General features: G+C 66.1%; 15 protein-coding genes and 1 pseudogene. 6 read left to right on the top strand and 10 right to left on the bottom strand.

All coding sequences use genetic code 11. The features are described 5' to 3' along the window. Positions 1–85: 85 nt before the first annotated feature. From E1181_RS29635 to E1181_RS29595, 8 genes and pseudogenes are all read right to left on the bottom strand, one after another. Positions 86–658, bottom strand: coding sequence for an AMP-binding protein (locus E1181_RS29635; protein WP_132679713.1), 573 nt, complete (start codon positions 656–658; stop codon positions 86–88). A gap of 68 nt (positions 659–726) precedes the next feature. Next, entirely contained in the window at positions 727–2,376 is a 1,650-nt protein-coding gene (locus E1181_RS29630; protein ID WP_235877147.1) for a class I adenylate-forming enzyme family protein, read from the bottom strand. Positions 2,377–2,532: 156 nt separating this feature from the next. Continuing rightward, positions 2,533–3,264, bottom strand: coding sequence for an enoyl-CoA hydratase/isomerase family protein (locus E1181_RS29625; protein ID WP_235877146.1), 732 nt, complete (start codon positions 3,262–3,264; stop codon positions 2,533–2,535). Between the two features lie 44 nt (positions 3,265–3,308). Next, positions 3,309–4,118 (bottom strand): enoyl-CoA hydratase/isomerase family protein, encoded by an 810-nt coding sequence (locus tag E1181_RS29620; protein ID WP_132679711.1) that lies wholly within the window; start codon positions 4,116–4,118, stop codon positions 3,309–3,311. A gap of 1 nt (position 4,119) precedes the next feature. Further along, positions 4,120–4,902: an enoyl-CoA hydratase/isomerase family protein gene (locus E1181_RS29615; protein ID WP_235877145.1), complete on the bottom strand. Its 783-nt coding sequence runs from the start codon at positions 4,900–4,902 to the stop codon at positions 4,120–4,122. Next, positions 4,899–5,651: pseudogene (locus tag E1181_RS32395) on the bottom strand (enoyl-CoA hydratase/isomerase family protein). The gene E1181_RS29615 and the pseudogene E1181_RS32395 overlap by 4 nt, the downstream one beginning before the upstream one ends. A 44-nt stretch (positions 5,652–5,695) precedes the next feature. Beyond that, on the bottom strand, positions 5,696–6,436 hold the full coding sequence (gene fabG / locus E1181_RS29600; RefSeq protein WP_132679708.1) for a 3-oxoacyl-ACP reductase FabG: 741 nt from the start codon (positions 6,434–6,436) through the stop codon (positions 5,696–5,698). Then, positions 6,433–6,885 (bottom strand): MaoC family dehydratase, encoded by a 453-nt coding sequence (locus E1181_RS29595; RefSeq protein ID WP_132679707.1) that lies wholly within the window; start codon positions 6,883–6,885, stop codon positions 6,433–6,435. Before E1181_RS29595 ends, fabG begins: the two co-directional genes overlap by 4 nt. A 96-nt stretch (positions 6,886–6,981) precedes the next feature. Here E1181_RS29595 and E1181_RS29590 point away from each other — a divergent pair, with 96 nt between their 5' ends. From E1181_RS29590 to E1181_RS29575, 4 genes are read left to right on the top strand one after another with little or no spacing between them, the layout of a single operon-like run. Beyond that, on the top strand, positions 6,982–7,779 hold the full coding sequence (locus E1181_RS29590) for an SDR family NAD(P)-dependent oxidoreductase (protein ID WP_132679706.1): 798 nt from the start codon (positions 6,982–6,984) through the stop codon (positions 7,777–7,779). A gap of 14 nt (positions 7,780–7,793) precedes the next feature. Next, positions 7,794–8,447, top strand: coding sequence for a TetR/AcrR family transcriptional regulator (locus tag E1181_RS29585; RefSeq protein WP_132679705.1), 654 nt, complete (start codon positions 7,794–7,796; stop codon positions 8,445–8,447). A gap of 41 nt (positions 8,448–8,488) precedes the next feature. Further along, the gene (locus tag E1181_RS29580) at positions 8,489–9,643 is read left to right on the top strand and encodes an acetyl-CoA C-acetyltransferase (protein WP_132679704.1); all 1,155 of its coding nucleotides are present in this window, start codon (positions 8,489–8,491) and stop codon (positions 9,641–9,643) included. Positions 9,644–9,647: 4 nt separating this feature from the next. Further along, the gene (locus E1181_RS29575) at positions 9,648–10,796 is read left to right on the top strand and encodes an acyl-CoA dehydrogenase family protein (protein WP_132679703.1); all 1,149 of its coding nucleotides are present in this window, start codon (positions 9,648–9,650) and stop codon (positions 10,794–10,796) included. Between the two features lie 309 nt (positions 10,797–11,105). Here the strand turns inward: E1181_RS29575 and E1181_RS29570 are convergent, their stop codons facing one another. Then, positions 11,106–11,309, bottom strand: coding sequence for a hypothetical protein (locus E1181_RS29570; protein ID WP_132679702.1), 204 nt, complete (start codon positions 11,307–11,309; stop codon positions 11,106–11,108). A 376-nt stretch (positions 11,310–11,685) separates the two neighbouring features. Between E1181_RS29570 and E1181_RS29565 the strand changes: the two genes are divergently transcribed. Together E1181_RS29565 and E1181_RS29560 are read left to right on the top strand one after the other, a co-directional pair. Next, the gene (locus E1181_RS29565) at positions 11,686–12,120 is read left to right on the top strand and encodes a nuclear transport factor 2 family protein (protein WP_132679701.1); all 435 of its coding nucleotides are present in this window, start codon (positions 11,686–11,688) and stop codon (positions 12,118–12,120) included. 388 nt (positions 12,121–12,508) lie between these two features. Further along, complete coding sequence (locus tag E1181_RS29560) at positions 12,509–13,429, top strand: transposase family protein (RefSeq protein ID WP_207922374.1); 921 nt, start codon at positions 12,509–12,511, stop codon at positions 13,427–13,429. A 103-nt stretch (positions 13,430–13,532) separates the two neighbouring features. Here the strand turns inward: E1181_RS29560 and E1181_RS29555 are convergent, their stop codons facing one another. Continuing rightward, complete coding sequence (locus tag E1181_RS29555; RefSeq protein WP_132679699.1) at positions 13,533–14,312, bottom strand: transposase family protein; 780 nt, start codon at positions 14,310–14,312, stop codon at positions 13,533–13,535. Positions 14,313–14,882: the final 570 nt, after the last annotated feature.

Genomic DNA, 14,882 nt, shown 5'->3' with positions numbered 1-14,882 from the left:
CCGCCACACCCGAGGCCGGCAACAACGCCTCGATGACCTGCCACTGCTCATCAGTCAGCTCATGCCTACGCACCATCAACCAAGATCAAACCAGGTCACCCACACCCACTTTAAGGACACCCCCTAGCTCCGGCACGGTGAGCACACCCTCGTGGCCGCGGCCATCGGTGGACAGGAGCACCACGTGGCGAAGCTTCGGCAGCCCGGCGACCTCTCCCGTCTCCCAGCAGGGGGCGATCCGGTCGAGCATGTCGAGGTAGTCGAGATCCCCGAAGCCGGTCATCGTGACCAGGACCGAGCACTCCGACTGCCCGAGCACGTACTGCAGTTCCTCCGCTCGGTAGAGGTAGTTGAACGGGACCGCCACTGCTCCTGCCTTCGCCACCGCGAACTTCACAGGAGCGAACTCCAGGTAGTTGGCCATGAGGATGCCCACGCGGTCACCGGGCCGCACGCCGAGCGCCGCGAGCCCGTCCGCGAGGCGGGTGGCCCACCTGGCGGTCTCGGCATAAGTGATGGTGCCCTCGTCGGTGATGACGAACGGGCGGTCGACGAACTCGCCTGCGCAGTGGTCCAACCACCCGCCCAGCGTCCGCGGAACCCACCGAGGGAACCGCGCTCGAAGACGGGAGCGCCGTTGCTCGATGTCGGTCGCCACGGCTACCTCCTAATTTAATCGTATTTAGATTGACCAAAGGCGGGGTACGCGCAACCTCGCGTACGCGATCACGTCAGCGGAGTCAGGTTTCCCTCGACGACCGACTTCACCAGCTTGAACTTCTGCACCTTGCCGGTCGGGGTCACCGGCAAGGTGTCAGCGAACAACCAGTGCTGCGGGACCTTGAACGGCGCGAGCAGCGCACGGCAATGCGCTTCGAGTTCCTCCCGCAAACCAGACACCGGCCCTTCCCGCAGCCGCACGACCGCGCCAACCGTCTCGCCCCACTTCTCATCGGGCACACCGACCACCGCCACCTCGAGCACCGCGTCGTGCTCCATCAGGCACGACTCGATCTCTGCGGGAGCGATGTTCTCCCCACCGCGGATGATGAGGTCCTTGAGCCGCCCGGTCAGGGTGATCACCCCGCGCTCGTCCATGCTGCCGAGATCGCCGGTGTGCACCCAGCCCTCCGCGTCCACGGTCCGCGCGGTCGCATCCCGATCATGCAGGTACTCGACCAACTGTTGGTAGCCGCGGGCGCAGATCTCGCCGGACACCCCCAGCGCCTGCGTCCCACCGGTGATCGGGTCGACGATCTTGCAATCGACCTGCGGGAGGGGGCGGCCCACCGTCCGCACCAGATCCTCGTGGCTATCACCGCGCCGGGTCATGGACAACACCGGAGAAAGCTCGGTCTGACCGAACAAGTTGTGCACCGAAGCGCCGAACAGCTCCTCCGCCGATTCGATCATCACCCGCGGCACGTTCGCCGCCCCACCCATCACAGTGCGCAGCCGCGGCACCGGCTCGGCCGATTTGCTCGCGACTTCCAGCAACGCACCGAGCACCGTGGGCACGTAGAACAGCAGATCGGCGTGCTCGTCCCGCATGAGGTCGAGGACCGCTCCCGGCTCGAAACGCTCGACGAGCACGACACAACCACCGAGCCACAGCGGTCCGAGCGTGCCGATCACACACGACGCGGTGTGGAACATCGGCAGTGGGTTCACCGCGACCGGGCCTGGCCCGACCTCCGCGGCCTCCAACGTCAGCTTCGCAACGTTGACCAGAGACCTGTGCCGCAGCAGGACCCCCTTCGGCCTGCCGGTGGTGCCGGAGGTGTACTGCAGCATCACCGGCGAGTCAGGATCACTTGCGGGAAGAAAGCCGCCGTCGTCACTGGCGTCCAACCAGGTCGTCCAGTCGGACAGGTTGATCACGTGGCGCAGCGCGGGGCAGTCGTTCCGAACCGACGCCACCACGGCCGCCAGGTCGTAGTCCCGGCTGCGGTCGGCATGGATGAGAACCACCGATTCCGAGTGGTTCAGGGCGTACGCCAGGTCATGCGGGCGGAGCACGGGGTTGATCGCCACGAGCCGCACACCTGCCAGTGCGGCGCCGTATTGGACGATCGGCCATTCGACGATGTTCGGAGCCCAGAGGGCGACGAACTCCCCGGGGCGGGCCAGTCGGAGCAACGCGTGCGCGACGCGCACCGCCTCGGCGTACAGCTCCCGGTAGGTCAATCGGCGACGAGCCGCCACGCCGTGCGATGCCCCCACCAGCGCGAGTGCATCCGGATGTTCGCGAGCTCGCAGCGCGAGCAGTGAACCGACCGTGTGGTCGACGAGCGGGACCGAATCGTCACGCACCCACAGGGATTCATTCGTCAGAGCGCTCTCGGGATCGGAGAACAGGGAGTTTGGGGTGGTCACGGCGTCAACCTCCGTTGGTTGAGGGCCGGGCGCGGTGCTCCACCGCGCCCCGTTCCGTCAATTTGCCAAATCCTTGTTAAAAAGTCATCGGCATCGCCGTACAACTTAAGCTGCAAGATCGCCTATTCCGGAATGTTCTTCGTTAATTTTTGTTTTCTAATAACCACGGAAGTGCGGGGTGCGGCGTTCGCGGAACGCGGTGACGCCCTCCTCGAAGTCCGCTGTGTCGAACAGCCGGGCCTGCACGTCAACCTCTCGATCGAGCACCTGCCAGGGGTCACAGGGCCAGTCTCCGAGCATGGCCTTGATCTCGGCCAGAGCCAGGGGAGGACCTTCAGCGATCGACGTGGCGTCCGCGAGCGCGTCGATCAACGCCTCCCCGGGCTCGGCCAGTCTGTCCACCAATCCGAGCTCGTAGGCCTCGGCAGCGGGCACCCGGCGGGGTAGCAGCATCAACTGACGCGCCACAGCAGGCCCGACGCGCGCTGGGAGCGAGGCGAACACACCCATGTCGCCGGCGAGCCCGACACCGGTGAAGGTCGTGCTGAAGGTGCTGTCGGTGGTGGCGATGACGCGGTCACACGCGAGGGCGAGAGCCGCTCCCGCCCCGAATGCGAATCCTTCGACGGCGGCGATGACAGGTTTGGGGCCGCCCCAGATCGCCTTGATCACGCGTTGGGCGGCCTCAGCCCGGGGGATCGTCTGGTCACTGGGCTGCCGCTTCATGGTCGAGATGTCGCCGCCTGAACAGAAGGTTCCACCGCTACCGGTCAGAACCAGGGCACGCACTGCCGGATCGGTCATGGCCGTTTCGATCGCCTCTGCGAGCACCACCCGCAGTTCCAGGTCGATCGCGTTGCGCTTGTCCGGCCGGTTCAGGGTGACCACTCGGACCGCTCCTCGGTCCACGGTCAGCACGCAAGGGGACATCTCTACTCTCCGGTGAAGTGGGCGGGCCTGCGTTCGATCACCGCGGCGAGCCCTTCGCGGGCATCTGCTGTGCCAGACAGCGCCGCGACCGTCCGCGCCTCCTCGGGCAGCTGATCTTCGAGGGAGCTACCGGTCCCCCGCCACAGCAACCGCTTAGTTTCAGCAATGGCCTGCGGTGGCAACGCGGTCACGGTGTGCGCGAGAGCCAGAACCTCGTCGTGCAGCGACTCGTCCGCGACCACCTTCGTCAGCAGACCCGCGTCCAGTGCCTCGGAGGCGGTCAAGGTCGGGTTCGTGAGCAAAATTTCCATCGCCTTGCGGAGACCGACGAGCCTGCTGAGTGTCACCGAAGCACCGGCGTCGGGCGCCATTCCGACGCGAACCGCGCCGGACATGAACCTGGCCGATTCGGCGGCCACCACGAAGTCCGCCGCGCACACGAGGCCGAAGCCAGCACCACCGGCGGCGAACCCGTGCACGGCCGCGATGACCGGCGGTTTCAACTGCACCAACGCCGACGCCGCGATCTGCAGCCAAGCAGTCGCCTCGCGCAGGTAGTCGGGCAGGCCCTCCCCCTTGCTCGCGAAGTCCCGAACGTCACCACCCGCGCAGAAGTGGGGCCCCGCACCGGAGACGATCACCGCCCGCACCCGCGGCTCTCGGTGCACCCGCATGATCGCCGCATGCAGAGCCTGGAGCATCTCCACGTTCAAGCCGTTCCCGGCCTCCGGCCGGTTCAGACTCAGGTGCGCGACTCCGTCGGAGTCCAAGCCCAGCAGCACCGGACCGGAGTCGATCAGATCATTGGTCATGTCAGGCCCCTTCGCTCCGGGTGAAGGAGGTGATTCCGGCTCCGGCCGCATCGCCTCCAACGTGGTCGATGACCGTCGCCAACTCCTTGGCGAGACCGTCGACCAGTGGCATCTTGAGCCCGTCGTGCACGAGCCGCTTGATCTTGCCGAGGGCGGTCCGGTCCTTGCCGGCCAACCGCTCGACGAACGCCGCGACCCCCTCTTCGAAGGCATCAGGCGCGAAACTTCGGTACGCCAACCCCCATTCAGCCGCCTGTTCTCCGGAGAGACGTTCGCCGGAGAGGATGTGGCCGAGCGCTCGCTGCCTGCCAATCAACCTCGGAAGCCGTTGCGAGCTCCCGCCGCCTGGCACCTGGCCGAAGTTCGCGTGGTTGTCGGCGAGTTTCGCATCGGCTCGCACGAGAGCGATGTCGCTCGCCTGCATCAGCTCGAACCCCCCGGCCGTGGCGTTGCCCTCCACCACAGCGACCACGGGAACGGGCAGCCCGGAGATGGCGGCGCACGCACGCCCGAAGTTCTCGAACAGCGGCCGCAGCGCCTCTGGGCCCGCTGCGCGCAGGCGCTCGAGCTCGTGGAAGTCGCCACCCACCGAGAAGTTGCCGCCCGCTCCCCGGACGACGATGACGTTCACCCTCTCCGCCAGTTCGCACAACGCGTTCTCGAGCTGCAGGCCGAGCTCGACGGTGATGGCGTTCATCGCCTCCGGCCGATCGAGCACGATGCGCCCGATGGGGCCATCCGCACGCGCGGAGACGACGGTGTCTTGACTGCTCACGGTGTTCACCTGTTCTGGTAGGCGGGTCTCCGGTTCTCGCGGCGGGCCGCGAGCGCCTCGGCCATGTCCTCGGTCCTGGATGCGAGGATCTGGTTGCGGTTCTCATACTCAGCCGCCGCCCGGAAGGAAGTTGCATCGACCCCGGTGCGCAGCGCCTGCTTTGTGAGCCGCACACCGAAGGGGCTGTTGGCCGCGATCTCGGCCGCGAGGTCGAGCGTCGTACCTGCGAGGTCCGCGGGCGCGCACAACCGGTTGGCCATCCCAGTGCGCACTGCCTCGTCGCCGTCGACCTCACGCCCGGTGAACATCAGTTCGGCGGCCACGCCCATGCCGACGACGCGAGGCAAGCTTCAGGACAGGCCGAGGTCGGCCCCGGACAGACCGACGCGCACGAAGGCCGCACCGAAGCGCGCCCGGGGCGTGGCCACGCGCAGATCCGCGGCCATGGCCAGTGACATGCCCGCGCCGACAGCCGGCCCGTCCACGGCCGCGATGACGGGCATCGTCAGACCGACCATCCGCTCGACCGCCGCGACCCAGCCCTCCTGACTCGCCAGCAGGTCGGGCAGCCCCTGCGTCCAGGTAGCGGCCATCTCGTCGAGGTCGAATCCTGCGCAGAACCCGCGACCGGAGCCCGTAAGAACCACGACCCGCGCAGAACTCTCGTGCTCAAGCCGGTCCAGTTCCTCGGCGAGCCGGTCGAGCAGCACCGGGGTCAGCGCGTTGAGCCGCTCCGGCCTGTTCAGGGTGAGCCGCACGATCCCCGGCCGGGGTTCGTCGGTGAGGAGGATCTCGTCTCCCGTCACATGAACCGACCGCCCCCGACCTCGAGCACCGCGCCGGTCATGTAGCTGGACAGATTCGAGGCCAGGAACAGCGCGGCACCCGCGACCTCCGCAGGTTCGCCCGCGCGCTTCATCGGAATGTCCGCTTCCCGCTCCGCGAAGATCTCTGGCGGCATAGCTTCGGTCATGGCCGTGCGAATAAGACCCGGTTGAACGGCGTTGACCCGCACTCCTTTGTGCGCGAGCTCCTTGGCCGCGGACTTGGTGAGCCCGACGATGCCGGCCTTGGCCGCGCTGTAGTTGGTCTGCCCGGGATTGCCGGACTTGCCCGACAGCGACGAGATGTTCACGATCGATCCCCTGCCTGCCTCGCGCATCACGGCCGAAGCGGCCCGAACCCCGAGCCACGTGCCTTTCAGGTGCACGTTGACGACGGCGTCGAAGTCCGCGGCGGTCATCTTCCGCAACGACGCGTCCCTGGTGATCCCCGCGTTGTTGACTTGGATGTCCAGCGCGCCGAATTCCTCGATCACCTGACGGATCGTCGTGTCGACCGCGTGCTCGTCGGTCACGTCGCACGCCAGCGGGAGCACTCCGGTACCCAGATCGGCGGCGGCCTCCCGGACCCGGTCGCCGTCCAGGTCGACCAGCGCCACTTTCGCACCGTTGTGGTGGAGGCAACGCGCGATGGCCAGACCGATGCCCTGAGCGGCCCCCGTCACCAGGGCCGTGCGTCCCGCGACGAGTCCCGTGCTCATCCGACGTACCGCACGATCGACTCGACAACGCACGCCGGTTTCGCTCCACCTTCGATCTCGATCGTCGTCGACAGCACCGCCTGAACAGCACCCTCGATCGGGGTGACCTCGAGCAGCTTCGTGGTTCCGCGCAGCTTGGCGCCGGCCGGGACTGGCGCAGGCAGGCGAACCTTGTTCATGCCGTAGTTGATCGCCATCGACACATTGTCGACGCGGTAGATCTGATGCAGGAATGTCGGCAGCAAGGCCAGCGTGAGCAGACCGTGCGCGATCGTGCCGCCGAAGGGCCCCTTCGCCGCCTTCTCGACGTCCACGTGGATCCACTGGTGGTCTCCCGTGGCGTCGGCGAAGGTGTTGATGCGTTCCTGATCGACCACCAGCCACTCACTGCTGCCGAGCTCCTCACCGGCCGCGGCTGAAAACTCGGCGATACTCCCGAAGACCCTCATGCACGCTCCACTGCGCTGACGACATTTTCAAATTGAAGATAAATTAGATAACATCGGACCGTCAACCGCAGACTGGCCCCAGCAAAGGAGCTAGGAATGGATCTCGGCCTGCGCGGAGCACGCGTCCTCGTCACCGGCGGCGCATCCAACATCGGCCGCGGCATCGTCCACGGGTTCGCCGCAGAAGGTGCGCGGATCACCATCTGCGACGTCGACGGCGAGCAAGCTGTGAAAGTCCGAGCGGAAGCACTCGAACGCGGAGCCGATACCGTCGAGGTCGCTGACGAAGACCTGACCCGTGAGGGGGCGGGTGAGCGAGTCGTGGGCCGACTGCTGGATCGATGGGGCGGCATCGACGTCCTGGTCAACAACGCCGGGTGGAGCATGCCCGGTTTCATCGCCGAGGACACCGACCGCGCGCGCTGGCAGCGCCTCGTCGAGGTCAACATGTTCGCCGCCATCGACTGTACGCAGGCGGCCCTCGGCGCCATGCGCGCCGAGGGCGAGGGCTCCATCGTGTTCATCTCCAGCGACGCAGCCTTCGGCGAGATGCGCCAGGGGGTCTACGGCGCCACCAAGGCCGCCGTCATCGCCTTGGCCCGAACTGTCGCCAAGGAACACGGCCGGCACGGCATCCGGTCCAACGTCGTGTGCCCCGGACTCGTCCTGCCGGAAGGTGAGAGCGCCATCGGGGCAAGCAGTCTGTGGGCCACCGGACAAGATTCGGTCTTCACCGAGAAGCAGATCGCAGCACTGACCGAAGGCATCCCGCTGCGCAGGCTCACCACCGCCGACGACGTCGCGTCAGCCGTGGTCTGGGCCTCCTCCGAAAAAGCCGCTCGGCAAGTGACTGGGCAGGTCTTCTCGGTCAGCGGCGGCTACTCGATGCCCTGAGCCGACGGGACTCGATGGTGACGAGCAAGCGCAGGAAGAACGGGACCGACACCGCCTCGGCCACACGCGACCGGATTCTCAGCGCTGCGGCGAGGATACTCAGCACGAAGGGGTATTCCGCGACGAGGCTGACCGACATCGCGCACTGCGCCGAGGTCCGAGCACCCGCGGTGTACTACTACTTCGACTCCCGCGAGGAATTGATAGCCGAAGTGATGGCGGTCGGTCAGCGACGGTTGCGCGAGCACGTCGAGAGCGCCCTGACCGCCCTCCCAACCGGCAGCCCTCCGATGGATCGCATCGACACCGCGGTCCAGGCGCACCTGCAGGTCGAGTTGCAGCTGTCCGACTTCGCCACCGCCGTGACCCGCAACCAGGGCCAGCTGCCCGACGACGTCCGCGACCGGCTCCGCTCCGAGGGGGCCGAGTACCTGGGACTCTGGCGACGCCTCCTGGAAGAAGCTCGCACCGCCGGCCTCATCCGCCCTGACCTCGACCTCCGGGCCGCACGGATGCTGGTCATGGGAGCCCTGAACTGGACCCCCGAGTGGTGGAACCCCCACCAGGGGTCGCTGTCCACCGTTATCGACACGGCGACGAGCCTGGTCCGGCATGGACTCGGGTTTCCCTTGTCACAAGCCCATACCCACAATTCGAATCTGCGTTAAATTACGAGGATCGCTCTACGGGTTCCAACGGAGGAGAAACCATGCCCGAGGCTTACATCGTCGACGCTGTCCGCACCCCTGTGGGCCGCCGCAAGGGCGGGTTCGCCGAAACACATCCGGCGGACCTCGGCGCCCACGTCATCCGGACCCTCGTCGAACGCGGAGATTTCGATCCCGCGGCCATCGACGACGTCATCTACGGCTGTCTCGACACCATCGGATCGCAGGCCGGCGACATCGCCCGGACCTGCGCGCTCGCTGCTGGGCTCCCCGAAACGGTGCCCGGCGTGACGATCGATCGGCAGTGCGGCTCGTCGCAGCAGGCCGTTCACTTCGCCGCGCAGGCCGTGATGAGCGGGACGTCGGACCTCGTGCTCGCCGGCGGCGTGCAGAAGATGACCCAGTTCCCCATCCTCAGCTCGTTCATCGCGGGCGAGCCCTACGGCGCCACCGATCCGTGGTCGGGCTCCAAGAACTGGGAGGGCCGTTACGGGTCGCAGGAGATCACGCAGTTCCGCTCCGCGGAGACCATTGCCGAGACCTTCGGCTTCACCCGAGCCGACATGGAGGAGTTCGCGCTTCGCAGCCACCAGCGCGCTGTCAGCGCGCGCGAGGAGGGACGCTTCGACCGCGAGATCAGCCCGTTCGAGGGCGTCAAGCACGACGAGGGGCCCCGTGCGGACACCTCCCTGGCCAAGATGGCCGAGCTGAAGACGCTGGTCCCCGATGGCAGGCTGACGGCGGCCGTCTCCAGCCAGATCTCGGACGCCTCGGCCGCCCTGCTGATCGCTTCCGGAGATGCGGTTCGCACCCACGGATTCACACCACGTGCCCGGATCCATCACCTGTCCGTTCTCGGGTCGGACCCCGTGAACCTCCTCATCGCACCGCTGCCGGCCACCCAGCGAGCGCTGGCCACGACCGGCCTCTCTGTCGATGACATCGATCTGTTCGAGGTGAACGAAGCTTTCGCCAGCGTCGTCCTCGCGTGGCTGAAGGAAATCGGCGCCGACCCGGAAAAAACGAACGTCAACAGGGGGGCCATCTCGCTGGGCCACCCGCTCGGCGCTTCCGGCGCCCGGCTGATGATCACGCTCCTGCACGAGCTCGAGCGCACGGGTGGTCGGTTCGGCCTGCAGACCATGTGCGAAGGCGGCGGGCAGGCCAACGTCACCATCATCGAACGGATTGGCTGAACCGATGGAACGCAACCTCTTCACAGCGGATCACGAAGCCTATCGCGACACCGTCCGGGAGTTCGTTGCCCGGGAAGTCGTGCCGCAACACTCGCGTTGGGAAGACGAGCGCTGGATCGATCGCTCGGTCTTCACCGCCGCCGCCAAACACGGGATCTACGGCCTGCAGATACCCGAGGAATTCGGCGGCGCCGGCGAATTCGACTACCGGTTCCGAATGGTTGCGGCGGAGGAGATCGCGAACGCGCACTCGCTGTCCTTCGCTCTGACCGTCTCACTGCAAGATGACCTGGTCCTGCACTACCTGCTCGACCTCACCACCCCCGAGCAGAAGCGCCGGTGGCTTCCCGGCTTCGCACGTGGCGAGATCGTAGGCGCGCTCGCGATGACCGAACCTGGAACCGGCAGCGACCTGCAGGCGATTCGGACGAACGCCCGACGTGACGGAACCGATTGGATCCTCAACGGGCAGAAGACGTTTATCAGCAGCGGTATCATGGCCGATCTCGTGATCGTCGCCGCTCGGACCGACCCCAGCGCTGGCTCAAGGGGATTCAGCCTGTTCGTCGTGGAGCGTGACACGCCGGGCTTCAAGCGGGGCCGAAAGCTGGACAAGATCGGCCTTCCGGCGCAGGACACCGCCGAACTGTTTTTCGACGACGTCCGCGTACCAGCGGAGAACCTGCTGGGCACCAAGGGTCGCGGCCTGCAGCACCTCATGGGCCACCTGCCCAGGGAACGCCTCGGCGTGGCGGTGAAGGCCATCGCCAACTGCCGCGCCGTCTTCGAGGAGACCCGACGGTACTGCTCAGAGCGCACGGCCTTTGGCGGCGCGATCGGGAAGTTTCAGCACGTGCGTTTCGAACTGGCTGAGATGGCCGCGGAGATTGACGTCGCCCAGGCCTACGTCGACAAATCCGTGTTGGCCTTCAACGACGGCGCGTTGACTCCCGTGGACGCCGCCAAGGGCAAGCTCCACGTCAGCGAGCTTCAGAAGCGGGTTGTGGACCGTTGTATGCAGCTCCATGGCGGGTACGGGTACATGAGGGACTATCCCGTCGCCCGCGCGTTCGTCGACACCCGCATACAGACGATCTACGGAGGAACCAGCGAGATCATGAAGGAGATCATCGGCCGCGACTTGGCCGACTGACCGCGCGAGCGGCCTGCGGACGATTCTCCGCAGGCCGCTCCGCTCACGACTTCCACGGCAGTAAAACTGCTTTCCCCACCTTTCCCGCTTCAAGATCGGCCAGTGCCCGCCCACCCTCGGACAACGGTTAGCGCGCGGTCATCGGAGGCCGGAAACCCTCTTCGACGATCGCTGAGAGCGCCTGGTCGACCTCCGCCAAGGATGCTGGACTGCGACGAAGGAACTCACCCCGGCCGCCTCCGATCGCGCGATGTTCCGGAGCAGCAGGCCGGTTCACCTTGACTTAAGGCATGCCGCCCGCGGCGAAACCTAGGACCACCAAGCGGCCTTCGAGCGCACGAGCGCGAACGCGAACGCGTCATTAGTTGCCTCGCCGCCCACCGGATCGAGGGACGATGTCCGCACCACGTCCACCCGGACTGCCGTCGGCCAATCGTCCCGCAACGATACCATCTCATCCGCGCCCAGTCCGCGGACACCAATCTTCGCGCCGGCCGCGGCCACGTTGAGCACGCCGCCAGGAAGGCTCACGTCGCCCTGACCCCGCTTTTTGAACAGGCCGCTTCTCGCGGCAGCGGAACTGCAAAATCACGAACTGCTGCATGTTCGCCGACGGTCCGCCGGGTTTGGTGCCGTCGGTGACCATGCTGGTGATCAAGTCGTGGTCGATCGGGCGGTCGTCGGGGTGCATGAACTCCAGTACCGAGCGGTACATCGGCGGAACGTACGGATATCCATAGGTGGACCGGAATGCCTCGTCGAAGCGGAGTTCCGCAAGTTCGGCGCCAGTGCCTCACCGCCGTCAATGATGTTCCCCGCGCTCCGACCCTGACACAAATTTTAACTTGCGTTAGACTCTGATGCGAGCACGCACAAGAAGGAGACGCCGATGACACCCCACCCCTCCGATCCCGGTTTCGCAGCGGCCTACGGCAAGGCCTGGTCGTCCGATCCTGGCGGCCTGGTGAAGTTTTTCGACCCAAAGGGCAGCTACGCCGACGTCGCGATGGGTGGAACCTACCGCGGGCACGACGAGATCACTCGCTTCCACCGCTTCATGCTGAAGTTCGCGCCGGACTCGTTGATCGAGTTCGGCGACACCTACGCCACGAACGGCAGGCTGACCTCCCTGTGGGTGTGGTCCGGCACCGTCAGCGGGCCGCTGAAGCTGCGATCTGGCAAGCTCGTGGACCTCGCGAGCACCCGGTTCAGCGTTCCCGGCGTGGCCGTGTGCACCTTCGGTGAGGACGGCAAGCTGCTCTCGCACGACGACTACTGGGATCTCGCCACGGTGCTCGACCAGGCGGCAGTCCCGGTCGGCTGATCGTGATCGACAGCGCTCCTCGACCGAGGGCACCTGCGCCGGATACGCGGACATCACGTAATCGGTGACAGGCGGGCTGGCCCACATTGAGCTCAACCGCCCGCACGCCCTCAACGCGTGAACCCCGGACATGGGCCGCGAACTGCTCGACGCGGCGGGCAAGGCCTTCTGCCCGGGGCGGACGTCAAGCCCCTCGCAGAAGCTCACCCCGAGGACTTGCGCGGCCCTGTCGACCCGCCGACCTCCTCCAAGATCGGATAAGCGTGACGAGCTCCAGCCCATTCTTCAAGAGCACGTTTCGTCACGTCTAACGACCTCGTGCATGGTTAGTGACCTCAACTGGGATGATCTTGGTGTGGGTCGTGCTGGGGTGTTGTCGAGTCGTCGGGTGACCGGGTTATCTGAGCAGGTCATCGCCGAGTTAGTGGCGGAGGTGGGCCCGGTGTGGCAGGCCCGCCAGGATGCCCGGCTCTCTGAGCGTCCGTGGCGGCGGGCGCCGGGTGCGGGGGCGAAGTACAAGCTGGTGTTCGTGGATCGGCTGTTGGCCACGCTTGTGCATCTGCGGCATGGCAGCACCCATGATGTGCTGGCGGCATGGTTCGGCGTCGACCGTTCGACGATCACACGGGCAATTCACGAAATCCGGCCGCTGTTAGCCGATCGCGGTTGCCGCGTGGAGCAGGGAATTCGGTTGCGCACGGTGGCCGATGTCGTCGCCTACCTCGACACCGTGCGGCAGACCGCACTGATGGACGCCACCGAGATCCGGGTGCGCCGACCCACCATCAAACGGGCGGGTCGGCACCAGTTCATCTCCGGCAAGTCCCGCCAAAACGCCATGAAAGCGCTGATGATCACTGATGCGCAGGGACGCGTGTTGTTCTGCGGGGCCACGGCCCGGGGTAGCACCGCTGACATCACCCAAGCCCGGCAGGCCGGAGTCCCTGACTGGCTTGAGCACACCATGGCAGTCGAAATCCTGACTGACGCTGGCTACCAAGGCCTCGGTGCGCAGACCTGTGGTCAGGTGCTCACCCCGACATTGAGGCATCACAAGAAGCGACTGGCGCGTATGCCCGGCATCGCCGAACTTCGTGCAGAGCAACGGAAATCCTACGCTAGACGGCGAGTGCGGGTGGAACATGGCATTGCCCATCTGAAGAACTGGCGCAGCCTGGCTCGCCATCTCGGACGCCGGGACAACCTCGACGACACCGTCCGCGCAGTGGCTGGACTGCTGTCGGACCACCAACGTATCGACCGTCCACAACGCAAGCCCATCGCCGCACTGACAGCCGCGGCGATGTGAACCAAGACCGCATTACACCCCAACGCGCGTCATCACTAACCATGCACGAGGTCGTAAGCGCTGTCTCGTAACTGATCTTCTGGTTGGGGCGTGGGGTCTTTGGTTAGGCGTCGAGGGCGAGGTTGCGGAGATGGGCGATGCCGGAGGCGGTGGTGGCCAGTGTGCTGGCCTCGCGGCGGTAGTCGCGCAGGATCTTCCAGCACTTCAACCCGGCCAGTGCGTGTTCCACGCGAGCACGAACCTTGCGGTGGGTGGCGTTGAGCTCTTCCTGCCAGTCCGGCAGCGGCTGGCCGCCGGATCGCTTGCGGTAGGGCATGATCACGCCGGTGTTGCCCTGGTAGCCGCCATCGGCCATCACCGCCCGCCCGGCGAGTTCTCGGTCGATCCCGGATTCTCGATACACCGTGCAGTCGTTGCGGTTGCCCGGCTGCGGGTCACCGATGGCGACCACAAGGCGGCTATCGGCGTCGATGGCGACCTGCAGATTCGCCGAGTAGCGATAGTTCTTCGACGGTGCGGCCAGACGTCGATCACGGGTGGGCACCAAAGTCCCATCCACGATCGCCACCGCATCGACCCGGCGCTTGCGCACCGGAGCCAAGGCCAGCAGCGGACCGAGGGTGTCAACCACGCGGTGCGCGGCCGAGTGCGAGACCCCGAACAACGGGCCGATCTGGCGCATCGTCAGGTTCGTCCGCCAATACACCGCCACCAACAACACCCGATCCTCCAGCCGCAGCCGCCACTGCCGGCCAGGACGACCGTCCGCGATCGCTTCCCCACCACGCCGAGCCACCACCGCCACCAGCTTCCGAAACTGCCGGGGCTCCAAGCCCGTGAACGGGGCAATCCAGTCCGACCGTGCCGCCGAGATCACCTGCATCAGCACATGATCAACCACGCACCCGCCCACAAGATCACCGGGTTACGAGACATCGTTTAGCGTTTACACTCGGAATCGGACTGTCTCTGTGCGTTAATATCGCCTCCGCACCCGAGCTCAACGCCTTCTCCATCGCCGCAACCGCCTGCCCACCACTTGCGCTCCTGCTATCGGTCGAACTGCTCAACCAAGCGCTCAAACGGAACCGCGCGAGTGCAACAGACACGACCATTCATAAGGCATACGAGGCCGGATTAGCGCAGCCGTATCCGGCCGCCCCTGCCGAGGCCCGTCCAGCATCAGAGATGCCCGGAGAGATTGTGGATGTGCCAGCGGCGCGCACAGCGAGAAACACGGCGCTTGGTCACAGCGCCACCAGCACGGAAGCTGCCCCGGAAGCGCCCCACGTAGCGGATAGTGAGGTCTTTTCATCCTGATCGGATCGTGTTGGGGCGTAAGGATTTCCGGATTCGGTGGGGATGAACTTGGAGCGGGGCGGCGCTGGGCATGGTGAGGCCCCTGGTAGAAGGGTTGTCGACCAAGATCAACCGATACCACCAAAGGCCTCAG

Origin of the sequence: Saccharopolyspora terrae, from assembly GCF_004348435.1 — a bacterium.
GTDB classification, from domain to species: domain Bacteria; phylum Actinomycetota; class Actinomycetes; order Mycobacteriales; family Pseudonocardiaceae; genus Saccharopolyspora; species Saccharopolyspora endophytica.
Note: the sequence above shows the minus strand (reverse complement) of the source record. Positions and strands in the feature narration are given on the sequence as shown.